Genomic DNA, 23,324 nt, shown 5'->3' with positions numbered 1-23,324 from the left:
ACCACTCAGGCCCAAGGACGCTCGGCAGCGTTCTTCTTCTCGAACGAGGCGATGGCGCCGGCCTTCTCCATGGTCAGGCCGATATCGTCGAGACCGTTCAGCAGGCAGTGGCGCTTGAAGTCGTCGAGGTCGAAGGCGACCACGCCGCCGTCGGGGCCGCGGATTTCCTTGGCCTCGAGGTCGACCGACACCGTCGCATTGGAGCCGCGCGAGGCGTCGTCCATCAGCTTCTCCAGGTCTTCGGGGCTGACGGTGATCGGCAGGATTCCGTTCTTGAAGCAGTTGTTGTAGAAAATGTCGGCGAACGACGTCGAGATGACGCAGCGAATGCCGAAATCGAGCAGCGCCCACGGCGCGTGTTCGCGGCTCGAACCGCAGCCGAAATTGTCGCCGGCGACCAGGATCTGCGCCTTGCGGTAGGCTGGCTTGTTGAGCACGAAGTCGGGGTTTTCCGAGCCATCGTCCTTGTAGCGCATTTCGGCGAACAGGCCGCTGCCGAGCCCGGTGCGCTTGATCGTCTTGAGATAATCCTTGGGGATGATCATGTCGGTGTCGACATTGACGATCGGCATCGGTGCGGCGACGCCGGTGAGCTTGGTGAATTTTTCCATGGCTTTTGCCCGTTCTTGATCGAATTCGTTGCGTCAGGGTTTGCTGCGCCCGGTTTACACAAAGCCGCCGGCAAATAAAAGGCAACTGTTGGTGCGCGGCCCGATCGAAAGATCGGCGGCAAACGTCTTTAAAACCGGCCGCCGCTGGTGCACCTTGCGCCCATGACCACACAATCGAATATTATCTATGCCAGTGAGCCTGAGCTCGACGTCGCTGAATTCCGCCGCGTGCTGGTCGAATCCACGCTCGGCGAAACACGCCCCGTCGATGACGACGCCCGGCTGCAAGCGATGCTTTCAGGCGCGAACCTGGTGCTCACGGCGCGGCTCGACATCGAAGGCAGGCCGCTGATCGGCGTTATCAGGGCCATCACCGATTTTTCCTGGGTGTGCTACGTCTCAGAGCTCGCCGTGTCGCAATCGGCGCAAGGCGTCGGCATCGGCAAGGGCCTGATGGACGAGGCCCGCCGGCAGCTTGGGCCTTCGGTCGCCATCAGCCTGATCTCGATGCCCGACGCCGTCGGCTTCTACGAGCGTATCGGCATGAAGCGCATGGCCGACGCGTTCTGGTTCTCCCGCGAGGGCTGACGCCGCATCGGGCGCAATTGCCGACCGGGTTGGGCAGTCAAGGCGGGCAAGGTTATCGGGCAATGCGGAACGGTGTTCAGGACCCTGCTGAGCAACGCCTCCTTGCCGCCCTTGACCCGCGCTTCATCCGGTCCACATCCCCAGCATGGGAAATCGCCGATCTCTCATAGGCACCGCCGGCTGGGGAATTCCGTCTCGATACAAGGCTGAGTTTCCGCAGTCCGGTTCGCATCTCGAACGTTACGGAAAACGCTTTCCGGTCGTCGAGATCGACACCTCGTTCTACAAGCCGCACCGCCGCGAGACCTATGAGCGCTGGGCTCACGCCGTGCCGGAGCACTTCCGCTTCGCGGTCAAGGCACCGAAGAGCATGACCCATGAGCATCGCCTCGCCGATTGCGAGGGGCTGACAGAGGACTTTCTCGGGCAGGTCGAAGGTCTCGGCGAAAAGCTGAGCGTGCTTCTGGTGCAGCTGCCGCCGAGCCTGCCCTTCGAGCCGGAGGTCGCCGGCGGTTTCTTCGACATGTTGGGCAAGCGTATCCGGGCAAGGCTGGCATGCGAGCCGCGCCATCCCACCTGGTTCAGTGCCGAGACGGACGCACTGCTGGCCGGTCACCAGGTCGCCCGGGTCGCCGCCGACCCGGCTTCGGTTCCGGAGGCAGCAGGGCCGGGTGGCTGGCCCGGCCTTGCCTATTTCCGCTGGCACGGCGCGCCGCGCATCTACTATTCGGGTTACGATACCGAAACGCTCGACCGGTTTGCGCGGCAAGTGGAAGCAACGGCCGCTTCCGGTGCCGAGGTCTGGGGCATTTTCGACAACACGGCCGCCGGGCATGCACTGGGCAACGCGATGGCTGTCAGTGCGATGGTTGCTTAGACTCTCGCGGGACAGCACCCCCCTCTGGCCTGCCGACCATCTCCCCCGCAAGGGGGGAGATCAGATGCCGCGACCGCTTTCGCCAATCGCCGACGTTGCAAGAATGGCGCCTTCGCCGAAGCTGCCAATCTCCCCCCTTGCGGGGGAGATGCCCGGCAGGGCAGAGGGGGGTGGGCGGGAACTCGACAGTGAGCTTTTGCCGCCTCAAATCACATTCAATTCCCGGAACGCCCTTCCCTCAGCCACTCTGGCGTACCCAAACGCCGAGCAATCCACCGTCCGATACCCGCCATGCACCAACAACTCCGCCAGCGCCTTGCCGACGGCCGGCGCCTGCTGCAGGCCGTGGCCTGAAAATCCGTTGGCGAAGATGAAATTGCCGACCTCGGGATGCGGGCCGATCACCGCATTCTGGTCGAGCGCGTTGTAGTCGTAGTGGCCGGCCCAGGCGCGTGTCGGCTTGATCGCCTCGAAGGCAGGGATACGGGTTGCCAGCACGGGCCAGATCACCTCTTCGAACAGCGGCCAGTCGACGTCGAAATCCCTGGGGTCGGCGGGGCCATCGCCCTCCTCCGGTTCGGCGCCGCCGGTGAGATAGACCGAGCCTTCAGGCCGGACATAGATGCCGGATGGGTCGACCAGCAGCGGCATGTCGACGTATTTTTCCCGCGCCTCGAAGACGAAAACGTTGCGCTTGCGCGGCTCGACGGGCAGCACGAGTCCCGCCATGCCGGCCACCTTGCCGGCATTCGGCCCGGCGGCGTTGACGACGATGCCGGCTTGCAGTCTTTCGCCATTGTCGAGGTCCACTCCGGCGGCGCGGTTGCCCTGCCTCTCAATGCCGGTGACATCGGCGGCGATGAAATCTATTTGTCTGTCACGCAATGCCTTGCGAAACAGCGTCAACATGGCATGAGCGTCGAACCAGCCCTCGCCGGTACGGCCGAAGGCGCCGGCGCTGATGCCTTCGGTCGACAGCCATGAAAAGCGCTTTGCCAGCTGGTCGGCGTCCTCGAGCAGAATGTCGGCGCCCTCGGCGACCTGCGCCTCGTGGTTGGCTTTCAGGATCGGCAACCCGGCGTCGCCGGCCAGGATGAGATAGCCGCCTTCGCGAAAACCGATATCGGCGTCGGTGCCGAAGGTCTCCTTCAGCCGCCGGAACAGGTTGAGCGTGAACTGCGACAGCCGGATATTTTCCGGAATCGAGAATTGCTGACGGATCGAGGCCATGGACAGCGTCGTTGCCGCATGGGCGAATTGCGGGTCGCGTTCGATCAGCGCGATGGAGCCGGAAAAGCCTTCCTCGCGAAGGTAGTAGGCGACCGAGGAGCCGACGATGGCTCCGCCGATGATGACGATGTCGTAGCGCACTTTGTTCTCCGATCCACCAGCCCTCACGCGGCTGGCAAGGAAATCTCGAAGCGCGTGCCGCGCCCGGAGTCAACCAGCGCGATCGTGCCATCATGCGCTTTCAGGAGGGCCAGCACGATGCCAAGGCCCATGCCGGTGCCGCCGGACTCGCGCCGCGTGGTGAAAAACGGCTCGAAAATGCGCGCCCTGTTGCTCGGCGAAATGCCGGCGCCATCATCGCTGATCGCAATCGTCACTTTGCCGTCGGCGCTGGCAGCCGCCAGCAAAACCTGGGTCGCGCCGTGCCTGGCGGAATTGTCGATCAGGTTGGCAAGCACGATCGCCGCATTCTCGGCCGAGATGCGCAGACCGGTTTCGCCGCCCGTCTCGATGGTCACAGCCAGCCTGCCGTCCACCGGCAGCAATGCCAGCGCCGCATCGAGCGATGTGCTTTCGCCGCTCGGCGCCAGGTTTTCCGCGCGCGCCAGATCGAGCAGGCGCCGTACCAGCAGATTGAGCCTTCCGGCATCGTTGACGATGTTGCCGGAAAACCGCTTGCGCTCTGCCGCGTCCATCGCCTCGCCGGAATCGCGCAAGAGTTCGGCCGCGCCCTGGATCGCCGTCAGCGGCGATTTGAGCTCGTGCGAGACATGGGTGGCAAAGGTCTGGATCGAGTCGGAGCGCGCCTGCAGCTTTTCCGCCATGTCGAGGAAGGCGGCGGACAGCTCGGCCATTTCGCGCGTGCCGTGATGGTCGAGCGGCCGGATCGCGTCGCGGTCGCCGGCGGCGATGCGCCTCGTGCGCTCCATCAGCGCGTAGATCGGCCGGCTCACGGTGCGCAGGAACACCAGCGCGATCAGCAGCGTGCCAGAGAGCATGGCGATGGCCGCCAGCGTCACCTTGCCGCGTTCGCCATAGAGATGCTTGACGATGTTGTTCGGCGTTCGAGACAGGTAGATCACGCCGGCGACATGGCCGTCGACCGCGATCGGCATGGCGACAAAGACGCGAACTTTCGTGCCGCGGCTGACCGAATAGAGGGGCGGTGGCGGCTGGTCGGGAATTCTTTGTCTCAACACGCTGGCGTAGTGGCCGGCAAGGGCGGTGCGCACCTCTTCGACATTGGCCAGCGATAGTCCGACCTCGTCGCGCCCTGCAATGACAACGCCGCGCGGATCGAGCAGCCGGAAGCCGGCCAGCGTGGTTTTTTGCGTCGTGTCGAGAATGCCGGACAGGCTGGCGCCGATCGCCGCGAAGGCTGGATCGATGGCCGCGGCGATGCCGGCGGGTCGGGTCGGCAGCAGGTAGTCGGAAGCGAGATCGAGGGTAGGCTCGATCGGCTGGTAAGGCGTGTCGTCGCCGCGGCTGGCTTCGCCGCTGTCAGCCTGCATCGGCACCCCAAGCTTCTCCGGGGCAATGGCGGCGTCACTGATATTCTGCGCATAGATGGCGGCGATGACGGCGCCTTGCGCGATCAACTCGCCCTCGGTCTGGCGGATCAGCTGGTTTTCATAAAGCCGGAAGAAGAACAGGCCGACCAGCGGCAGCGCCAGCACCATGATGAGGATGGCGAGGACCACCGTGGCCAGCCTTGGCCGCCATTTGGTGCCGATCCATTTGGCGTCGCTCAGGCGCCGCATCGGCCAAGCCGGAAGCCGACGCCATGCACGGTTTCGATGGCGTCGAGACAGCCTGCCGCCGCCAGCTTGGCGCGGATGTTGCGGATGTGGCTGTCGACGGTACGGTCGGCGACATGGATGTTGGCGGCATAGGCGCTAGCGACCACCAGGTCGCGCCCCAGCACATGCGCCGGCCGCGCCAGAAATCCTTTCAGGATCGAGAATTCGATCGCCGTCAGCGCCAGCGCCTTGCCGTCGAAACTGGCGCCGTGGCTGGCCGGCACCAGGCTGAGCTTGCCATGCGCAAAGGCCCTGTCATCGGCCGGATCCGGCGCCAGCGGGCGGGCGCGACGCAGGATGACGTTGACGCGCGCCACCAGCTCGCGCGGGCTGAACGGTTTCGTCACATAGTCGTCGCCGCCCATTTCGAGCCCGAGGATGCGATCGATCTCCTCGTCTCGCGCCGACAGGAACAGTATCGGCACATCGGAGCGCTGCCTCAGCCGCCGGCAGACTTCCAGCCCGTCCATCTCCGGCATGCCGATATCGAGCACGACGAGGTCGGGCTCGCGGCCTTCGATCGCCTGCAGGGCGGCTGCGCCGTCAGCGACGGCCTGCGTCTTCATCCCGGCCCTCTCCAGCGCAAAGCAGATGATCTCGCGTATGTGCGGATCGTCGTCGGCGACCAGGATCTGATGCGGCATGGATCTAACGGTCCGGCACTGAAGGTTGCGAGGGCTGGGTAGGTGGAGGAAGCACGAGCGGACCTCTCTTGTCGAGAACCTGCACGAGCCTCCAGCCGCGAAAGCTCCAGGCGCGCCACTGCTTCTGCTCGGCGATAGTGTCGTCGATCATCATTTGGTCGGCCAGATAGGTGGTTTGGTTTCCGAATTGGTGCATGTAGAGGCGGTCCAGCGCCGGCATGGCGGCAGCGCCGAGCGAGCGCAGATATTCGGTATCGATAGGCGTGCCGTCGCCGGTCATTTCAAGGGAATGGTCGACATTGAAATTGGCGATCATTGCGGCGAAGTTGATGAAGCAGCAGGCATAAAGCGTCGCCGATAGCGTCGCAAGATTGGCGGAGAGCAGCCATTCGTTGGATTTTCCAAGCGCGATGCGGGCAATGATCAGTACAAGCCCTGACGCCACCAACCCCATCCAGACGAAAGCCGCGATGCGCCAGTAGGTCAGTGCATAGACGCCGATATAGAGATCGAGCCTGAGAATCGACGAAATGACCAGCACGATGTTCTGCGCCACCCAGGCATAGACCAGTCGGCGGATCAGCGGATCGCTTGACGTTTCGCTGCCCGGCCGCAGCGCCGCCAGCACGAAGCCGGCGGCCAGCAGCGCGGTGGCGATCAGCGGATAGGCGCCGCGATGCGCATAAGCGGCATAGCTCAACCCGTCGGGAAGGGCGACCCCGCCCCAGAGATAGGCGGCGTCGAGCCCGGTCTGCAGCGCAAACAGGGCATTGAAGACGATCAGCGCGCGCAAGATCGCGGCCTTGCCGAAGACGACGGCCTCGATCGTCGTGGCGGATTTTGTCGCGGCCGGTGCGGCCACGGCTGCAGGCGGCGCCAAAGGTGGAAGGCGGCGTGGGGGTCGGCGCAGCAAGCGCGGCAGGCGAGGCCGCAGGAAAGCCCAGACGCCGGCGAGCACGAACAGCCAGAAGACGATCCGCGCCAGCTGGATGAGATCGAGCAGCTTCATCAGGTCGATCAGCGACAGCCAGTATTCGATGACCGGATTGGCGGTGCCGAACAAAAGCAGGAACACCGCGCCCAGCGTCACCGGCATGACCCAGACGATGATGGACGCCAGGTGGATGCGGCGGCCGCCAAGCCGGCGCACCGTGCGGCGCCATTGGAAAAAGTCACGGATAAGGCGCAGCGGCGCCGCCAGCAGGAACAGCGCGACCTGGCCGGCAATGCGGGCGATGCCGTGCCGCAGCCGCCCGGACAGGGACAGCGCAAACACCACCAGCGCCACGACAGCTATCGCCACCGACAGCGGGCTGACGTTCTCGGCCAGCGGCAGCAGCGCGACGAACAAAGCGGCCGGCTTGAGCCAGGGTCGGGTGGAATTCAGTGCGGCAGGATGCACAGCGACCACCGCGCCGGCGATCAGGATGGCAAACAGCAGCACCGTGATCCCGGCGGGCTGGCCGTAAAAGAAAAAATCCGCCAGCGCCACGAGCAGGACGGCGATGCCGAAGCGGCTGGAAAAGCTTGCAAACGATGTCATGCGCGGATTTTCCTGATGGGCTGGGTCCGCTCGGCCGGTGGGCGGATAAAAGGGAGCAGGCTCGCTTCCAGGTAAGGGCGGGCCGCCGCCCGGGGCGGATCGACCAACCACCAGCTTTCGCTGCGCAGGCGATAGGGCAAGGACCAAAGGTGAGCGTTTCGCTGTTGCATGCCGCTGTTGTCGCGGGCTCGCATGGAAACGGCGGGGCGGAGCGGAGGAGGTTTTCCGCAGGGATGTGCAGTTTTCGTGCAGGACCTGTGCTTACGGCCGGGGCGCTCCCCCCCCCATCTTTCCGGACGTTGGCGCTGTCCCAGCCAGGCTCCTTTCCTCTCCCTCCGGAGGGGGGAGAGGTGGCTCGGCGAAGCCGAGACGGAGTGGGGGAACCACCTGGCAGTCGCCGCGAACGGACATCGGAAGGGCACTGAGCGCATGGGTCGACCCCCACTCCGTCGAGCTTCGCTCGACACCTCTCCCCCGATCGACGGGGGAGAGGAAAGGCCCCCCTTCCGCAACTGCTGCGGGACGGGCGGGGCAGCGCAAGCTTTCGCAGTTGGCTCGTCATCAGGTACCGGTCGGACGCTTGCCTCACCCGCCCCCACGCGGCATAGATCGGCCATGACAAGCGAACCTTACCGCCCGCGCCGCTCGGTGCTTTACGTCCCCGCCTCCAACGACAAGGCGCTGGCCAGGATCGCGACGCTGGCCTGCGATGCCGTGATCATCGACCTCGAAGACGCCGTCGCGCCCTCAGACAAGATCGCCGCGCGGGACAAACTGGCCGGCATTTTCGCCAGCCGACCGAAACGCCGCTGCGAGATGATCGTGCGCGTCAACGCGCTGTCCAGCGAATGGGGCAACGATGACCTGCTGACCGCGGCGAAATTCGAGCCCGACGGCATCCTGTTGTCCAAGGTCGCCACGCCGCGCGATATCCTCGAAGTCGGCGACGTGCTCGACGACAATTTTGCCCCCGACAGCGTCAAGCTCTGGGCGATGATCGAGACGCCCAAGGCCATGCTCAATATCGGCGCCATTGCCGAACTCGGCCGCGATCGCGCTTCGCGGCTAAATTGTTTCGTTGCCGGAACGAACGATCTGGTCAAGGAAACCGGCATTCTGGCGACGCCTGATCGGCGCTACCTCGTGCCTTGGCTGATGCAGATGGTGCTGGCGGCGCGGGCCGGCGGCATCGACATACTCGACGGCGTCTCCAACGATTTTCGCGACCTCGACGCGTTTGCGCGCGAATGCACGGAAGCCGCCGCCATGGGGTTCGACGGCAAGACGCTGATCCACCCCGCCCAGATCGAAACCGCCAACCGCGCCTTTGCGCCCGCGCCCGAAGCCTTGGCCGAGGCGCACGCGGTGAAAGAGGCTTTCGCCTTGCCCGAAAATGCCGGCAAGGGCGTGATTGCGCTGGATGGCAGGATGGTCGAACGGCTGCACCTGGTGCAAGCCGAAAAACTGCTGGCGAAGGCCGCCGCCATCGGCGCATGATCCGCCCCGAAAAGACGAACTCACGACAGGATCTGACCCATGAGACTTTACCGCTTTCTGTCCGCCCCCGACGATTCAACCTTCTGCCACAAGGTCACCGCGGCGCTGAACAAGGGCTGGCACCTGTACGGCTCACCGACCTACGCCTATGACAAGAAGACCAAATCGATGCGCTGCGGCCAGGCGGTGGTGAAGGATATCGACGGCCAGGAATACGGGCCGGATACGAAGCTGAGTGATTGGTAGGGAAGGCGTCAACCTCCGCGTCTTCGTCATCCTAGGGCGAAGCAAGGAGCGAAGCGACGCGACGCAGACCCTAGGATCCATGCCGTGCCGTTTGCCCTAGAGTGCAGCGGATCAGAATGACGCTTGTGCCGGCGCTCGTTACTGCGGATCTGTGCTGTTCGCAGAACCGCTTGCTTTCCTGCACCGCGGCACCTGCACCGCCGTCACGGCATGGATCCCAGGGTCTTCGCGACGGAGCTTCGCTCCTGCTTCGCCCTGGGATGACAAAGGTGGGGGCTATTCCGCCGCCTCTTCGATTTTCTCCATATCATCATCCGACAGGCCGAAATGGTGGCCGATCTCGTGGATCAGCACGTGGGTGACGATGTCGCCCAGCGTCTCTTCGTTCTCGGCCCAGTAGTCGAGGATGGCGCGGCGGTAGAGGGTGATGCGGTTCGGGCCTTCGCCGGTCTGCGGGTTCCAGCGCTCGGCGATGCCGCGGCCCTCGAACAGGCCGAGCAGGTCGAACGGCGTCTCCAGCGACAGATCGTCCATGATCTCGTCGGTCGGGAATTCGGCGATCATGATGACGATCTCGCCGGTCAGCTTGCGGAAATCGTCGGGCAGATGCGCGTACGCCTCCAGCGCCAGAAACTCCATCTCCTCGATCGAGGGCGAGAGTTCGTCATGCCAGGTGCGGGTCTTGTAGATGCGGGCCATGCTTTGTCCTTTGATCCCGGCATATAGGCTTTCCCTCCGGACTCGGCAATGAAGCGGTAATTCCATGACGTCAATGGCTATAGAGGAATAAATTCCTTCTGACTCCGCTTGACTCTTTCGGCACCCTCTGGAATCTATAGGAACATAACAGGAACAATTATGAGAGAAATTGACCGTCATGGCGACATCAGCCGTGGCGCGGGAGACTGTTTTTGCCCTGCGCCGCCAGATCGCGAAGATCGAGGGAACGCTGCCCGAGCGCCTGGCCGTGCCGGCCGGCGAGCGACCTCGTGCGTGCCCTGACAGCGCTATCGGCGGTGCGCCCGAACCTAATGCCGATGTCACCATCATCCGCCGCGGGCTTGCCGTGGCTTCGCCGGATGCTTTCCTGGCCACCGGCGTCGAGCGCCTCGATGCGGCGCTGAGCGGCGGCCTGCCGAAAGCCGCCTTGAGCGAAATCCATGGCCTTGAGACCCGCAATGCCGGGGCCGTCGCCGGCTTTGTGCTGTCGCTTGTCAGCCTGATCCTCAAGGGCCAGCCCTTGCCAGTGCTGTGGATCGGCACGTCGGAGATTTTTCGCGAGGCCGGCTTTCCCTATGCCAGGGGATTGCAGGGCATGTTCGGTATCGCACCGGAGCAGTTGCTGTTTTCCGAGGCGCCGAAACTCACCGATGCGCTGTGGGTAGCCGAGGAGGCCGCCAAGATGACGGCGCTCGCCGCAATCATCCTCGAAATCCGTGGCAGCCCGCAGCGGCTCGACCTCACCGCGACGCGCCGGCTGCACGCGCGCGCCCAAAACGCCCGCCGGCCGGTATTCCTGCTGCGCCAGGCCGGCGAAACCGAGCCGACCGCCGCCCCGGTGCGCCTCATCGTGTCGGCTGCACCAGCGACATCGCGCCGGACGATCGCCGGGCCGCTTGCCGGCTCGATCGGCCACCCTGCCTTCACCGTCAGCATCGGCAAGAGCCGCACCGCTCTGCCTGGACAATTCACACTGGAGTGGAACCCCGATGAACACGCATTCGAAGAAAGAAAGCCCCGCGAAAAACGGCCAGAGAATTCTGTCGCTGTGGTTCCCGCATCTGGCGGCCGAACGGATCCTGCGCCAGCGCCTGGGACGGTCGTGGCGTTCCCGGCCTTCGGATCATTTCCCGCTCGTGATCAGCCATCGCGACCGCAACGCCCAGCGCATATCGGCCCTCGACGAGCGGGCTGAGGCGCTGCATCTGAAGCCTGGCATGGGCATTGCCGACGCCCGTGCCATGCATCCCTCGATCGACATTGTCGAGGCCGATCCGGAGGCCGACCGCCGGCTGCTCGAAGGCCTCGCCGACTGGTGCGACCGCTATACGCCGCTGGTGGCGCTTGACGGCGTCGACGGGCTTTATCTCGACGTCACCGGCTGTACCCACCTGTTCGGCGGCGAGCGCGCCATGCTGGACGACATCCTTGCGCGGTTTTTCCAGCAGGGTTTCGATGTCCGCGCCGGGTTGGCCGCGACGCCGGGTGCAGCCTGGGCGGCAGCGCGCTTTTGCGGCGACCGCATCGTTGTCTCCGGCGAGGAAGAAGCGCTGCTCGCCCCCTTGCCGCTGGCCGCACTGCGCATCGAGGCCGATATCCGCGCCAGCCTGGAAAGCGTCGGTCTGCGCACCGCCGGCGCGGTCATGGCAGCGCCGCGCGCGCCGCTCGCCCGCCGTTTCGGCGCGACCTTGCTGTTGCGTCTTGACCAGGCGCTCGGCCGCCTCGACGAGGCGGTATCGCCGCGCCTGCCGGTGGCGCCCCTTTCAGTCGAACGCCACCTGGCCGAGCCGGTCGTGCTGACCGCCGAGATCGAACGGCTGGTGCTCTTGCTGGCGGTGACGCTGAAGGCCGATCTCGAACGCCGCGGCGAAGGCGCAAGGATGCTGGCGCTGCTGTTGTTTCGCGTCGACGGCGCCGTCAGCCGCATCGCTGTCGGCACCTCGCGTCCGCTGCGCGAACCGAAGCTGATCCAGCGCCTGTTCCATGAGCGGCTGGCCGCGCTCGAACAGGACATCGATGCCGGCTACGGCTTCGACCTGGTTCGGCTTTCGGTGCTGGCGGCCGCCGACTTCGACATGCAGCAAGCCGATTTGACCGGCGAGGCCGAGGATGACGGCGCCGACATGGCACTCTTTGCCGACCGCATCCGCGCCAGGCTCGGCGACAGTGCGGTGCTGAAGCCGGTCGCCCTCGAGAGCCATCTGCCGGAGCGCGCCGTCGCCACCATCTCGTTCTCGGAAGCGCCACAACGCAAAACACCGCCCATGAAGCCCGGCTCGAAAGACGCGCCGCGCGCAACCATCTTCCCGCCGGAACGGCCGATCCGGCTGTTCCGTTCGCCCGAGCCGATCGAGGTGCCGGCCACCGAAATGCCTGAGGGCCCGCCGATGAATTTCCGCTGGCGCCGCGCCCTCTACCGGGTTGCGCGCGCCGAGGGGCCGGAACGCATCGCGCCGGAATGGTGGCGTGAAACGTCAAGCGATCCGCTCACATCGACGCGTGACTATTTCCGGATCGAGGATGCCGACGGCCGTCGCTACTGGCTCTACCGGCAAGGCCTCTATGGCAACCCGCAGGTGCCGCCGCGCTGGTTCATGCATGGGGTCTTCGCATGAATGCGCTGACCGTCATCCCCTATGCCGAATTCGGCATCCAGTCGAACTTCTCCTTCCTGCGCGGCGCCTCCAAGCCGGAGGAGCTGGTGGTGGCGGCCAAATTCCTCGGCTTTTCCTCGATCGGACTGGCCGACCGCAACACGGTGGCCGGCGTCGTGCGCGCCTGGCAGCAGGCCAAGGTCGAGAAGCTCGCCTATCACCCCGGCTGCCGCCTGGTGTTCGGCGACGGCACGCCAGACATTCTCGCCTATCCGCAGAACCGCAAGGGCTGGGGCCATCTCTGCCGCATGCTGACGCAAGCCAATCTGCGCGATGAAAACGAGAAGGGCGCGACCCTTCTCCAGCGCAGCGACCTGCTCGAATGGGGCGACCTGCTGTCGCTGGCGGTGCTGCCGGATCTCTCGGCGAATGCCGACGATCCCCTGGCATTGGTCCGTCAACTGAAAGACCGCTTCGGTGCTAATTTGCGGCTAGGCATGGCGCCGGATTATCGCGGCAATGACCGTTTCCGCATTGAGCAGGCGGCGGGGATCGCGGACGTCACCGGCGTGCCGCTGATGGCAACCAACGACGTGCTTTATCACAGCGCCGAGCGCCGCTCGCTGCAAGATGTGCTCACCGCCATCCGCCTCAATTTGCCGGTCGCCGAGGTCGGGCTGGAGCTGACGGCCAACGCCGAGCGCCATCTGAAGCCGCCGCTGGAAATGGCCCGTCTCTTCCGCCGCCATCCGCAGGCGCTGGCCGAGACGCTGCGCTTTGCCGGCGAACTGACCTTCTCGCTCAGCGACCTCCAGTACAATTATCCCGACGAGCCGACGCAATCAGGGCTTGGGCCGCAGGCCGAGCTAGAGCGTCTGGCCAGGGAGGGGGCCGCCACGCGCTATCCGGCGGGCGTCCCCGCTTCCGTCTTGCAGCGCATCAGTGAGGAGCTCGCTCTGATCGAGCGTCTGAATTATGCGCGCTATTTCCTGACCGTTTACGACATCGTCCAGTTCGCCCGCAATGAGGGCATTCTGTGCCAGGGCAGAGGCTCGGCCGCCAACTCGATCGTCTGCTACTGCATCGGCATCACCGAGGTCGGCCCCGAGCGCATCGACACGTTGTTCGAGCGCTTCATTTCCGAGGAGCGCAACGAGCCGCCCGACATCGACGTCGATTTCGAGCATGAGCGGCGTGAGGAGGTGATCCAGTACATCTACTCCAAATACAGCGCCAAGCGCACCGCGCTGGCTGCCGCCGTCATCAGCTATCGCGGCCGCTCGGCGCTGCGCGAGGTGGCCAAGGCCATGGGCCTGTCGGACGATGTCCGCATTGCGCTCTCCAGTTCAATCTGGGGCTGGTCGACCTCGGAGCTCGGCGAGAAGGAGGCGCATGCCGGCGGCCTCGACCGCAACGAGACCTCGACCCGTCACGTGATCGCCCACGCCAACGAGATCATGGGCTTTCCCCGGCATCTGTCGCAGCATGTCGGCGGCTTCGTCATTACCCGCGACCGGCTCGACGAGATCGTCCCCATCGTCAAGACGGCGATGGAGGCGCGCAAGATGGTCGAGTGGGATAAGGACGATCTCGACGCGGTGAAGATCCTGAAGGTCGATATTCTGGCGCTCGGCATGCTGACCTGCCTGAAGCGCGCCTTCACCTTGCTCACCGACCATTATCCGAAGGCCCGGGATGATTACGGCCGACCCTATGTGCTGGCCACCCTGCCGCCGGAAGAGAACGACGTGTACGACATGATCTGCCGCGCCGACACACTCGGCGTCTTCCAGATCGAATCGCGCGCGCAGATGTCGATGCTGCCGCGTCTACGCCCGCGCGAATTCTACGACCTGGTCATCGAGGTGGCGATCGTGCGGCCCGGCCCGATCCAGGGCGACATGGTGCACCCCTATCTGCGCCGTCGGCAGGGCAAGGAAGCGGCTGAATATCAAAAGCCAGAGCTGGAGGCTATTCTCAAGAAGACACTCGGCGTGCCGCTGTTTCAGGAACAGGCGATGAATATTGCAATCGTCGCCGGTGGTTTCAAACCCGGCGAAGCCGACGAACTACGCCGCGCCATGGCCACCTTCAAGCGCACCGGCACCATCGGCAATTACCGCCAGCGCATGATCGACGGCATGGTCGGCAAGGGATACACCAAGGACTTCGCCGAGCGCTGCTTCAAGCAGATCGAAGGCTTCGGCGAATACGGCTTTCCCGAAAGCCACGCCGCCTCCTTCGCTTTGCTCGTCTATGCCTCCTGCTGGTTCAAGACCTTTTATCCCGACGTGTTCTGCGCCGCGATCCTGAATTCGCAGCCGATGGGGTTTTACCAGCCGGCCCAGCTGGTGCGCGACGCGCGCCACCATGGCGTCGATATCCGCGACGTCGACGTCAATTTTTCCGACTGGGACTGCACCCTGGAGAAAGCCCAATTCGATCCGGGCCGCATCCTGGGGCGCCATGCCGAAATGCGCGGTGTCATCAAGATCCGGTACGCCGTCCGGCTTGGCTTCCGTCAGATCAAGGGCTTGGCCGAGAAGCGTATGGAAGCTTTCACCGCGCGGCGCGGCGCCGGCTATACAAGCGTCAGGGATGTCTGGCTGCGCTCGGGCCTCGATGTCGGCGAAATCGAAAGACTGGCGCAGGCTGACGCCTTCCGCTCGCTCGGCCTCGATCGTCGTGAAGCCTTGTGGGCGGTGCGCGCGCTGGATGGCAAGAGCGCCGCCGAACGGCTGCCGCTGTTCGACCAGCCGGCGATCCGGCTGCGCGAACTCGAGCCCGAGACAAAACTGCCGACAATGCCGCTCGGCGAGCACGTCATCCACGACTACCGCGCGCTCGGCCTGTCGCTGAAGGCGCATCCGGTCGCCTTCCTGCGCGAGCGGCTCGACCGCGCCGGCGTCATTCCCAATGCCAATCTCGGCTCGGTGCGCGACGGCAGGCGGGTCTCGGTCGCCGGCCTGGTACTGGTGCGGCAGCGGCCCGGCAAGGGCAATGCGATCTTCCTGACGCTGGAAGACGACAAGGCCGTCGCCAACGTCATTTTCTGGGAGCGGACCTTTACCCGTTTCCGGCCCATCGTCATGGGCGCGCGCTTCGTCAAGGTCACCGGCAAGCTGCAGTCGGAATCCGACGTCATCCACATCGTCGCCGAGAAGATCGAGGATTTGACGCCGTGGCTGACGGTGCTGCTGGAAGAGATGACGCCGGCTGCCCGGCCCGACATTGCCACCCTCTCGGACAAAGCTGAAAGGGTCATGCCCAAGGGGCGGAATTTTCAGTAGGCAAGTGCAGGGCGGTCGGGAGCCCATGACATTAACGCCGGCAAGGGCAGAGGGGGGCGCGAAGGATCGCCAACAGAATGGCTTCTTAGGCTGAGGTCCGTTTGAACCACCCCTGGCCCTTCAGCCCGGCCCACCCAATCGCGGCGGCGACAGCACGTCTTCCGCCGAAACAGTCCGCGCCTCCGAGGGCAGCATGATCGGGATGCCGTCGCGCACGGGATAAGCGAGCTTGGCAAGCCGCGAGATCAACTCGCCGCGCACCGGGTCCCAGGCCAGCGGCCCCTTGGTCAGCGGGCAGGCCAGCAGCTCCAGCAATTTTGGATCGACATTGACCGACTTGCCGTCACGCCCATCCGCAGCCATTGGATCCCCCTTCAGCCATCGGCTCAGCCCTTATTGCAGGCTGGAACCAAAGTCCTCATTCTCGCGCGCCAGCGCCATTTCGGTGATGGCGATCAGCGTCTCCGCGCGGGCTTTCAGGTCGGGCGCCTCCAGCAGCGCCTGTTTCTCGGCAGGTCCGTAGGGCGCCATCATCGACAGCGCATTGACCAGCATGGTGTTCTCGGCGCGGCTGACGCTTTCCCAATCGGCTTCGAGATCGTTGGCCTGCAGATAGGCGCGAAACGCTTTCAACAGCGCCGGCCGGTCGATCTCGCTTGCCGCCTGGTCTTCGGCGAGATCGGTGAGGAACGGCGCCAGCTTGCATTGCCGGAACGGCGTCTTCACCGGCAATTCGCTGGTGATGCGGAAACGGCAGACGCCCTGCAGCGAAATCAGATAGCGGCCGTCGCCGCTCTCGGCCATCGAGATGATGCGCCCGGCGCAGCCGACATTGCACAGTTCCGGCTCGCCGTCGGCGCGCAACGCGCCATTGAGGCTGGGCTGGACGATGCCGATCAGCCGCGCGCCGGCGATCGCCTCATCCACCATCTGCAGATAGCGCGGCTCGAAAATGTTGAGCGGCATGCGCCCGCCCGGCAGCAGCAGCGCGCCGGCAAGCGGAAACACCGGAATGGTTGCCGGCAGATCCTTGCCGACCCGGTAGAATGCGTTTCCGACCTGCACCTTCACTCCTCCGACCCGCTTCGGGCGCGATGTTATCGGCCTAATCTGGCGCGGCGGCCGCCGACCGCAAGGCCCGACAGCCACGCCCCGGCAATTTGGCCGGCAAACGGCTCAGGAAAACAGCAGCGACGACAATTTGCGCCGTGCCGCCAGCGTCGCCTCGTCGGTCATGCCCCAGGCCTCGAACAGTTTCAGCAACTGCGCCCTGGCGCCGTCCTCGTTCCACGTCCGGTCGGCTTTTATAATCGCCAGAAGATTGTCGGCCGCCGCATGGCGCTCGCCCTTGGCGTTCTGGATCATGGCGAGGTCGAAACGCGCCTGGTGGTCGCCGGGATTGGCGGCCAGTCGCTGCTCGAATTCAGCTGGATTGCCAAGTGCTGCCGCTTCCGCAGCCAGCGTCATCTTGGCACGCAGCGCGGCAAGTGCCGGCGCATTCTTCTTGGCCTCCGGCGCCGTTGCCAGCAGCGCCTCGGCGCCGTCGCTGTCGCCGGCCTCGAACAGAAGCTCGCCCAGCCCGGCGATCGCCTCGATCGTCTCCGGCGCCTGCGCCAGGATGGCGTCGTAAATGTCGGCTGCGGTCTGCGCATCGCCCGCCGCATGCGCTTCCGCCGCCGCGGCCAGTGCTTCGGCGACGGGCGGCGCGCCATTGCCCTTGCCGCCGACCTTGGTGATGAACTCGGCAATCTGGCTCTCGGGGATGGCGCCCATGAAGCCGTCGACAGGCTGGCCGTCCTTGAAGGCGATGACCGCCGGGATCGATTGGATGCCGAGCTGGCCGGCGATCGAGGGATGATCGTCAATGTTCATCTTGACCAGCTTGACCTTGCCGCCGGCGGCCTTGATCGCCTTTTCCAGAAGCGGCGTGAGCTGCTTGCAGGGCCCGCACCACGGCGCCCAGAAATCGACCAGTACCGGCTGTTTGCGCGATTCCTGGATGACGTCGGCGGCGAAAGTGGCGGTCGTGGTGTCCTTGATCAGCTCGCCAGCGGCAGGTGCTGCGCCGGGTGTCGGGCCAAGTGCCGACTTGGCCGGCTCGGCGCCGCCATATTGCACGGAAGTGGTGTATTGGCCCGAATTGCCGCCGAATTGGCCGCCAAACGGATTGTTGTTGTCGCTCATGTCGTCGCCCTTCCGGTCGCGCCCAGCGGAGCAGCGCGACCACCTTAACTAGAGGTCAGTTTTCGCCATCCATGTGGCGATCAAGCCGAGACTTTCAAGATAGCAGCATCATGTCCGGTTGCCTCGACGAATCTGATGAGGTCGGCGGACGCGATCGACGTCGTCGCCTCATTGGTCAGCGGATGCGCGTTGACTGTCGCATGTGCCATCAAATCCTGGTCGAGCACCACCTTGACCCGTCTTTCGGTATCGTTGATCAGCCCGAACACGGTGACCGCGCCCGGAATGACACCGAGCAGCTCCATCAGCATCTCCGGTTTGCCGAACGACACCCGGCCGGCGGCGCCGACGATCGTGTGGATCTGCTTCAGGTCGACGACCGCCTCCTCGCCGACGCTGACCAGGAAGAAATTGTCCTTCTTGTCCTTGAGAAACAGATTTTTCGTGTGCCCGCCCGGTATCTCGCCGCGCAGCGACTGCGAATCGGCCACCGTATAGAGCGGCGGATGGCGCACGGTCGACACTGATATGCCGAGATCGGCAAGAAAGGCGAAAAGCTCGGCTTCGGTCTTCGGCATTGGTGGTCTTCCCCTGTATCGGCGCGCGGCAAAGCCGTTTACGGCCAATGATGCCGCCGAGACAAGACCGTCATGCGGGAAGTCGATGAACCACCCGCGTGGCCGACAAGGTTCGGCCAGGCGAATTTGGCGCGACCAAAAAGCCCGTCATTTCCCTGTTGCAATCGCCGCGCTCTTCAGCCATATAGGCCCGGCTTGCGGCCAAAGGGCCGTGTGAGCGGGTGTAGCTCAGGGGTAGAGCACAACCTTGCCAAGGTTGGGGTCGAGCGTTCGAATCGCTTCACCCGCTCCAAATCTTCTATAGATTTGAGAAGCATAAAGGGCCCGGGTAACCGGGCCTTTTTGCTGTCTGGCGCTGGGGAGCGCTAGGGGTATCACCGTGTCATAGAGGTATTCGACTGCACCGGAACCTGGTCATTGCGCGCGATGGTTCGCGGTCATCCAACAACGATGGTCCGGACAACTTCGTCTTGGACGATGCGGTTTGGGTGGCGCAGGATTGGTCATGTCCTCACACCTCGCCCAATTGCATTAGGTCGCGCCGATCCCCGTCCCGCTTGATCGGGAAGGCTTCTACAAACCAGCGCAGGATGTCCTTCGGGGTCGGAGGCGCAGATCCTGCCCAGGCTGCGCCAATGGACGCGTGCAATTGCGTCAGCGCCGCATCAGCTTCATCCATTCTGCCCAACTTGCGCAGGGCGGCCGTTTTCCAACCGGCGGTGTCGACGATTGCGTTCTTGGACCGATCGGCCGCCGCGATTGCGCCTTCGAAATCTCCAGCAAAATAGCGGATTACCGCGATGTGTGACCACTGATAGTCCAAAAACATGGATGTTAAATCCATTGCACGCTCCAGCAGACGCGACGCAGAATCGACGCGGCCCATGAACGCCATGCCCAAAGCCGCCGACACCAGTGTCTTGGGACTGTTGGGGTTGAGTTCGGCGGCCAGTTCGTAGTGCACTTCCGACTGTTCGAAGTGTCGGGTCATGGCTGTCGACCAGGCGACGACCAGATGATTGCGGGCATCCAGCGGATCGAGGGCCACAGCGCGTTGCGCCAGCTCGGCGGCCCTCTCCGTTATGGAAGGATCGGCAGCAATTCCCGGTCGGATGAATTGTCGCGCATTGTGGATGCTGGCCAAACTGGCGTAGGCAGGAGCGAAGTTCGGGTCGGCAACGATCGCGCCTTCGAACAGCCCTTGGGCCTCGTCTTCGGCATCGGGTGTCCAGCGGGTCAGCAAGTCTTCGCCGCGCAACCACGCATCGTAGATATTGAGATTTTGCGGGAGGCCCCTGACATGGCGTGACAGCCTGTCATGCGAAAGGTAAACTTCCAAAGTGGAAGCAATTCTTCCGACCAGCTGCTTCTGCAAGGCCAGCCAGCTTCCCAGCGAAAATCGAAACGAATCGCTCCAGATGACCTGGTTCGTGCTGGGATCGCTGACCGAGACGATCAATTGCATGTCGTCTTGGTTGTCCACGCATTGGGCCGCCAGCAGATAGTCCGTGTCGGGCCTTTCGATTGCGGTATCTTTCAACTCGATGACTGTGAACTCACGGAATTTGGATAGATTGGCGATCAGCTCGGAGCGGAATCCCCAGACCAGAAGAGAGATTTTCTTTGTTCGAGCTTCAAATTTTTCGACCGCAAGCGTTGGCGCGGGTCCGCTCGGCCGAGGTGGTTTCTTTCTGTTCAACAACAGCGGCTCCGGACTCTTGAGGGCCTCGGCTAAAGCCGTTGTTTCCATGCTAGGCAGTAACCGATATCGTTCCCGCAGAAGGTCGCGCAGATTTTCGTAGACGCGCATTGCGGCGGCGACATTCTGCAGTTCGGCATGGTGGCGGATGAGACAGCGCGCAGCGCGCTCATGGCTCGGTTCGAGCATCAAGAGGGCATTTGCTGCCCTGCGCATTGCAGGTTCGGATATCTCGAAGCGTTCCAGCATGGCCTCCAAGGCCTCCAATGCGTGGTCACGCCAGTTGTGCCTCGTGACGCTCAGCCACGCGCTGAATAGGTCGCTGGTGTCTTCCAGGCCGAATAGGATCGCCTCGGACCAATCCGATCGTTTGAGGAGCAGCTCGTCGATCTTGCCCTCTCCAAGGTCCTTCAACATGCGAACCACATCGACGCTTATGCGCGAGGGGCTCAACCCGATAATATTTCCGCGCCTGAGAATTCCTGCCGCCGAGTCGCCCGCAATTGATCTTTCGGCGATCTGCAGGCAGTTCGCCAACGCGCGCCGAGCGGCTTCCGGGCTTCGTTCTGGCCAGATCAAGGTAGCAACCCGGTCATGCACCTCCTGATAATTGCTGGACAGTGCAAGGTATCCGATCAGTGCCTGCGCTTTCGGGGAACGCAATGCGATTGCTTCGCCATCTTCCCGGTAAAGGCCAAGCCCATCGATGACCGAAATCAGTCGCTGATGCCCGTTGTCCGGGACATCGGTAAGGTTGGAGGCAACCACGTTGTAGAGCGTCAGCGGCTCAGGCATGTTCTTCAAAGCGGGCCGCCCGGCGAACCGAAAACGCCACCGCCCGGTGTTGCGGGCCGCCCAATAGACGTCTTGGGTCACACACACACCGCCTGGCTCGGCCATAGCCTGCACCCGGGCAGCCACGTTTATCGCATGCCCGAACACGTCGCCGTCACGGCGATGGACCTCTCCAATATGCAATCCGATCCGGAACCGACTGTAAAACGCTCTCTTGTCCAGGAGGTCAGCCAGGGTGCCCTGCATGAACATGGCGTAGTCGATGGCGTTCGATACACCGTCGAACAGTATCAGGACCCCGTCGCCGGTCGTCTTGATGAACTCGGCGCCGAATTCCTCGCAGTGGGTCTGGAAGAGTTGGAAACATTGAGAAACGAGATCCAGTGTTCCAAGTTCGTCGGCCGCGGTTAGCCGGCTATACTGAGCCAGGTCAGCAAACAGGATTGATTTAAGGGTCGCTCGCTCCGAAAACGCTTGCATGGTCGCCGCCGCTGCCCTGTCGAATGTGCTATTCTGCTCCCCAATGCGGGCTTAGTCGACGGTACAACGAACTGATGACAAATGCTTTCATGGACGGCTTTAGCGAACTCGCCCGGGTCGGCGAGTTGTTCGAGGCGATTAACCTGCCTGTGACGGATGTTCCAGCTCATTTCGCAATCGCAATCCCTAAGGACGCGCTGTTGCAAATGCCAGCAGCCCCGCGCGCAGCAATGCCCGAAACAGGGAGGCTGGCGAGCGGCCGAGGATTGAGCATCGACGATTGCCGAGCGAGTTGCCTTGGCGAGGCAGCTGAACTCTTCAGTTGCTGCTCGTGGGGCGATGAGCCGTTGATCACCGCTACGGTCGACGAGATCGGATCGGCGGCAATCCCACCTGAAAGCCTGAACGGCTTCAGTCCAGATCAGATTGTAGCCCGCGTTGCGTGGAATAGGGAAAACGCTGGCTTCGACTGGCGACCGCCGATCAGGGATGTATCTGCGGCGCTGAACTGGCTGAGGGTTGAAGATGCATTTGGGGGGCATGGTGCGTTCATACCAGCGGACTTTGCTTTCATAGGACGGAAAACGGCCGGCGAGGAGGGCGCGGTCGCCATCGGCGATAGTAGTGGGTGCGCTGCCGGAGCTAGTGCCAATGCAGCGAAACTGGCGGCTATCCTGGAATTGGTCGAGAGGGATGCGACGGGTCGGTGGTGGTATGGAAGAAGGCAGCGGCGAATGATTGATCCGTCCTGTCTCTCGGGCATCGAACCGCTTGTCGACTGGCTGTGCGATCGCGAGCGTCGAACCCGGCTCTTCGATATTAGCTCAGACATCGACGTCCCAGTGATTGCCGCTGCTTCCGCGGAACCGGACGGCAAAGATGTCGCGATAGGCTTTGCTGCGGGCAAGAGCCTGCAGTCCGCTGCGACAGCCGCCCTGACCGAGATGCTTCAAATGGAGATTTCGCTAGGGGCTTCACGTGCGCTTGGCGACAAAGCTGGCGCTTGGTCGCGATGGCGAGAGAAAGCCTCGATGACGACCCCGCCGCTGAATATGGCGCCGATCCAACATGTCGCGCCAAGTCATCCCACCGTTGAACGTGACCTATCGGACGTGCTCGACGCCTTGGCGCATAGAGGAATCGATTTGTGGTTTGCCGAAATGACCCGCGCGGAAATCGGCATTCCTGTGTTTCGCGCCGTATCCACCCTGCTCTGTCACTACAAACCACGTTTCGGACGCGCACGGCTCCTTGCTCCCGATGCCCGCGATCTAAGCTTCGACACAAGTTCGCCTGAGGACCAGCCGCTGCTTTTGATTTAGTTTTAGCGGCATGAGCTGATCGTCCCCTTCCGACAGATCTGTCCGGCAGGACATCGTCGCCCGAATTCTGAACGCCTCCCGCTGCACCGCCTGATCGATAGGCGGAACTTGGCAGCCGCGCGGGGGCGGTAGGGTGCCGGCGGCTGCCGGAACCACCTCCCGAAGGAATTCAGCGGCAGCGGGTCAACAGCATTAGACCGAACATGAACTTGTTCGCATCCGCCTGGTTGCCAGCCTGAACCATGTCGTGAATTATCGTGGTGTATTGATTGAGGTAGGTGACGTCTGTTGGTCTTTTGTCAGGGAGCGGCACGGTGACGACTGACCTTTTGTTGCCCTTCCTCTTGACGTCTTTTTGGGCCAGCACCTTGCAGTTGTTGTTGTCGATGATTTCGGAAACACCGTCGGCTCTTTCGTGTTCGATGACATCATTGTTGTTCGTGTCCTTTCCGGCCGCGGCTTGCAACAACGCCGGACGTTCATCCGGATCGGCATCGAGGAATTCGTAGAATTTGTCTTCCACAAGGATCATATTGCTGACGACGTTGATATAACCTTGCGGGTACAAGGTCTTCACACTCGTCGTGCTCTTCTGAAGGCATTTCAGCTTCGCCATTGGGTTCCTCC

Annotated in this window: 20 protein-coding genes and 1 tRNA gene; 9 read left to right on the top strand and 12 right to left on the bottom strand. The window is 63.5% G+C overall.

All coding sequences use genetic code 11. From position 1 onward, the window contains the following. Nucleotides 1-5: 5 nt before the first annotated feature. Entirely contained in the window at nucleotides 6-611 is a 606-nt protein-coding gene (gene leuD, locus NKL04_RS25850) for a 3-isopropylmalate dehydratase small subunit (protein WP_023702578.1), read from the bottom strand. 162 nt (nucleotides 612-773) lie between these two features. On the opposite strand from leuD, the gene NKL04_RS25845 reads away from it, so the two are divergent. Together NKL04_RS25845 and NKL04_RS25840 are read left to right on the top strand one after the other, a co-directional pair. Next, a complete protein-coding gene (locus tag NKL04_RS25845) occupies nucleotides 774-1,199 on the top strand; it encodes a GNAT family N-acetyltransferase (protein ID WP_023694557.1) in 426 nt (141 codons plus the stop codon). 145 nt (nucleotides 1,200-1,344) lie between these two features. After that, on the top strand, nucleotides 1,345-2,076 hold the full coding sequence (locus NKL04_RS25840; protein ID WP_023694558.1) for a DUF72 domain-containing protein: 732 nt from the start codon (nucleotides 1,345-1,347) through the stop codon (nucleotides 2,074-2,076). Between the two features lie 204 nt (nucleotides 2,077-2,280). Here the strand turns inward: NKL04_RS25840 and NKL04_RS25835 are convergent, their stop codons facing one another. The 4 genes from NKL04_RS25835 to NKL04_RS25820 are packed head-to-tail and all read right to left on the bottom strand — an operon-like array spanning nucleotide 2,281 to nucleotide 7,292. Beyond that, on the bottom strand, nucleotides 2,281-3,447 hold the full coding sequence (locus tag NKL04_RS25835; protein WP_031209772.1) for an NAD(P)/FAD-dependent oxidoreductase: 1,167 nt from the start codon (nucleotides 3,445-3,447) through the stop codon (nucleotides 2,281-2,283). 23 nt (nucleotides 3,448-3,470) lie between these two features. After that, nucleotides 3,471-5,066, bottom strand: coding sequence for a HAMP domain-containing sensor histidine kinase (locus NKL04_RS25830; RefSeq protein WP_023702575.1), 1,596 nt, complete (start codon nucleotides 5,064-5,066; stop codon nucleotides 3,471-3,473). Then, entirely contained in the window at nucleotides 5,054-5,749 is a 696-nt protein-coding gene (locus NKL04_RS25825) for a response regulator transcription factor (protein ID WP_023702574.1), read from the bottom strand. The genes NKL04_RS25830 and NKL04_RS25825 overlap by 13 nt, the downstream gene beginning before the upstream one ends. 4 nt (nucleotides 5,750-5,753) lie before the next feature. After that, on the bottom strand, nucleotides 5,754-7,292 hold the full coding sequence (locus NKL04_RS25820; protein WP_023702573.1) for a DUF4153 domain-containing protein: 1,539 nt from the start codon (nucleotides 7,290-7,292) through the stop codon (nucleotides 5,754-5,756). Between the two features lie 615 nt (nucleotides 7,293-7,907). On the opposite strand from NKL04_RS25820, the gene NKL04_RS25815 reads away from it, so the two are divergent. Beyond that, on the top strand, nucleotides 7,908-8,789 hold the full coding sequence (locus tag NKL04_RS25815) for an HpcH/HpaI aldolase/citrate lyase family protein (protein WP_023673922.1): 882 nt from the start codon (nucleotides 7,908-7,910) through the stop codon (nucleotides 8,787-8,789). Between the two features lie 39 nt (nucleotides 8,790-8,828). Then, the gene (locus NKL04_RS25810; protein ID WP_023673921.1) at nucleotides 8,829-9,035 is read left to right on the top strand and encodes a DUF1737 domain-containing protein; all 207 of its coding nucleotides are present in this window, start codon (nucleotides 8,829-8,831) and stop codon (nucleotides 9,033-9,035) included. 276 nt (nucleotides 9,036-9,311) lie between these two features. Here the strand turns inward: NKL04_RS25810 and NKL04_RS25805 are convergent, their stop codons facing one another. Next, complete coding sequence (locus NKL04_RS25805; protein ID WP_023702572.1) at nucleotides 9,312-9,734, bottom strand: metallopeptidase family protein; 423 nt, start codon at nucleotides 9,732-9,734, stop codon at nucleotides 9,312-9,314. 178 nt (nucleotides 9,735-9,912) lie between these two features. On the opposite strand from NKL04_RS25805, the gene NKL04_RS25800 reads away from it, so the two are divergent. The 3 genes from NKL04_RS25800 to NKL04_RS25790 are packed head-to-tail and all read left to right on the top strand — an operon-like array spanning nucleotide 9,913 to nucleotide 15,639. Next, nucleotides 9,913-10,950, top strand: a complete 1,038-nt coding sequence (locus NKL04_RS25800) for an ImuA family protein (protein WP_023754924.1) — start codon at nucleotides 9,913-9,915, stop codon at nucleotides 10,948-10,950. Further along, on the top strand, nucleotides 10,892-12,370 hold the full coding sequence (locus tag NKL04_RS25795; RefSeq protein ID WP_352724576.1) for a DUF6504 family protein: 1,479 nt from the start codon (nucleotides 10,892-10,894) through the stop codon (nucleotides 12,368-12,370). Before NKL04_RS25800 ends, NKL04_RS25795 begins: the two co-directional genes overlap by 59 nt. Continuing rightward, nucleotides 12,367-15,639 (top strand): error-prone DNA polymerase, encoded by a 3,273-nt coding sequence (locus NKL04_RS25790; protein ID WP_352724574.1) that lies wholly within the window; start codon nucleotides 12,367-12,369, stop codon nucleotides 15,637-15,639. The genes NKL04_RS25795 and NKL04_RS25790 overlap by 4 nt, the downstream gene beginning before the upstream one ends. Nucleotides 15,640-15,759: 120 nt before the next feature. On the opposite strand, the gene NKL04_RS25785 is transcribed toward NKL04_RS25790, so the two are convergent. The 4 genes from NKL04_RS25785 to NKL04_RS25770 all read right to left on the bottom strand — a co-directional run bounded on the left by NKL04_RS25785 (nucleotide 15,760) and on the right by NKL04_RS25770 (nucleotide 18,401). After that, the gene (locus NKL04_RS25785) at nucleotides 15,760-16,002 is read right to left on the bottom strand and encodes a Trm112 family protein (protein WP_023703198.1); all 243 of its coding nucleotides are present in this window, start codon (nucleotides 16,000-16,002) and stop codon (nucleotides 15,760-15,762) included. A gap of 30 nt (nucleotides 16,003-16,032) precedes the next feature. Beyond that, entirely contained in the window at nucleotides 16,033-16,704 is a 672-nt protein-coding gene (locus NKL04_RS25780) for an LON peptidase substrate-binding domain-containing protein (protein ID WP_023703197.1), read from the bottom strand. A gap of 111 nt (nucleotides 16,705-16,815) precedes the next feature. Further along, a complete protein-coding gene (gene trxA, locus NKL04_RS25775; protein ID WP_023698125.1) occupies nucleotides 16,816-17,823 on the bottom strand; it encodes a thioredoxin in 1,008 nt (335 codons plus the stop codon). Between the two features lie 80 nt (nucleotides 17,824-17,903). Further along, the gene (locus tag NKL04_RS25770; RefSeq protein WP_023703196.1) at nucleotides 17,904-18,401 is read right to left on the bottom strand and encodes a prolyl-tRNA synthetase associated domain-containing protein; all 498 of its coding nucleotides are present in this window, start codon (nucleotides 18,399-18,401) and stop codon (nucleotides 17,904-17,906) included. A gap of 217 nt (nucleotides 18,402-18,618) precedes the next feature. Here NKL04_RS25770 and NKL04_RS25765 point away from each other — a divergent pair. Further along, a tRNA-Gly gene (locus NKL04_RS25765) sits at nucleotides 18,619-18,693 on the top strand. A gap of 219 nt (nucleotides 18,694-18,912) precedes the next feature. Here NKL04_RS25765 and NKL04_RS25760 read toward each other — a convergent pair. Then, entirely contained in the window at nucleotides 18,913-21,375 is a 2,463-nt protein-coding gene (locus NKL04_RS25760; RefSeq protein ID WP_023703195.1) for an adenylate/guanylate cyclase domain-containing protein, read from the bottom strand. Nucleotides 21,376-21,449: 74 nt separating this feature from the next. On the opposite strand from NKL04_RS25760, the gene NKL04_RS25755 reads away from it, so the two are divergent. Then, nucleotides 21,450-22,697, top strand: a complete 1,248-nt coding sequence (locus NKL04_RS25755; protein ID WP_050593620.1) for a YcaO-like family protein — start codon at nucleotides 21,450-21,452, stop codon at nucleotides 22,695-22,697. A gap of 169 nt (nucleotides 22,698-22,866) precedes the next feature. On the opposite strand, the gene NKL04_RS25750 is transcribed toward NKL04_RS25755, so the two are convergent. Continuing rightward, entirely contained in the window at nucleotides 22,867-23,313 is a 447-nt protein-coding gene (locus NKL04_RS25750; protein ID WP_023703193.1) for a hypothetical protein, read from the bottom strand. Nucleotides 23,314-23,324 lie beyond the last annotated feature (11 nt).

This window comes from Mesorhizobium sp. C264A (genome assembly GCF_040324515.1).
In the GTDB taxonomy this organism is placed as follows: Bacteria; Pseudomonadota; Alphaproteobacteria; order Rhizobiales; family Rhizobiaceae; genus Mesorhizobium.
Note: the sequence above shows the minus strand (reverse complement) of the source record. Positions and strands in the feature narration are given on the sequence as shown.

Bases quoted from the DNA above. Each gene is read 5' to 3' on its own strand.
- leuD (WP_023702578.1), bottom strand. From the start codon at position 611: ATGGAAAAATTCACCAAGCTCACCGGCGTCGCCGCACCGATGCCGATC.
- NKL04_RS25845 (WP_023694557.1), top strand. From the start codon at position 774: ATGACCACACAATCGAATATTATCTATGCCAGTGAGCCTGAGCTCGAC.
- NKL04_RS25840 (WP_023694558.1), top strand. From the start codon at position 1,345: ATGGGAAATCGCCGATCTCTCATAGGCACCGCCGGCTGGGGAATTCCG.
- NKL04_RS25830 (WP_023702575.1), bottom strand. From the start codon at position 5,066: ATGCGGCGCCTGAGCGACGCCAAATGGATCGGCACCAAATGGCGGCCA.
- NKL04_RS25825 (WP_023702574.1), bottom strand. From the start codon at position 5,749: ATGCCGCATCAGATCCTGGTCGCCGACGACGATCCGCACATACGCGAG.
- NKL04_RS25820 (WP_023702573.1), bottom strand. From the start codon at position 7,292: ATGACATCGTTTGCAAGCTTTTCCAGCCGCTTCGGCATCGCCGTCCTG.
- NKL04_RS25815 (WP_023673922.1), top strand. From the start codon at position 7,908: ATGACAAGCGAACCTTACCGCCCGCGCCGCTCGGTGCTTTACGTCCCC.
- NKL04_RS25810 (WP_023673921.1), top strand. From the start codon at position 8,829: ATGAGACTTTACCGCTTTCTGTCCGCCCCCGACGATTCAACCTTCTGC.
- NKL04_RS25805 (WP_023702572.1), bottom strand. From the start codon at position 9,734: ATGGCCCGCATCTACAAGACCCGCACCTGGCATGACGAACTCTCGCCC.
- NKL04_RS25800 (WP_023754924.1), top strand. From the start codon at position 9,913: ATGGCGACATCAGCCGTGGCGCGGGAGACTGTTTTTGCCCTGCGCCGC.
- NKL04_RS25790 (WP_352724574.1), top strand. From the start codon at position 12,367: ATGAATGCGCTGACCGTCATCCCCTATGCCGAATTCGGCATCCAGTCG.
- NKL04_RS25785 (WP_023703198.1), bottom strand. From the start codon at position 16,002: ATGGCTGCGGATGGGCGTGACGGCAAGTCGGTCAATGTCGATCCAAAA.
- trxA (WP_023698125.1), bottom strand. From the start codon at position 17,823: ATGAGCGACAACAACAATCCGTTTGGCGGCCAATTCGGCGGCAATTCG.
- NKL04_RS25770 (WP_023703196.1), bottom strand. From the start codon at position 18,401: ATGCCGAAGACCGAAGCCGAGCTTTTCGCCTTTCTTGCCGATCTCGGC.
- NKL04_RS25760 (WP_023703195.1), bottom strand. From the start codon at position 21,375: ATGCAAGCGTTTTCGGAGCGAGCGACCCTTAAATCAATCCTGTTTGCT.
- NKL04_RS25755 (WP_050593620.1), top strand. From the start codon at position 21,450: ATGACAAATGCTTTCATGGACGGCTTTAGCGAACTCGCCCGGGTCGGC.
- NKL04_RS25750 (WP_023703193.1), bottom strand. From the start codon at position 23,313: ATGGCGAAGCTGAAATGCCTTCAGAAGAGCACGACGAGTGTGAAGACC.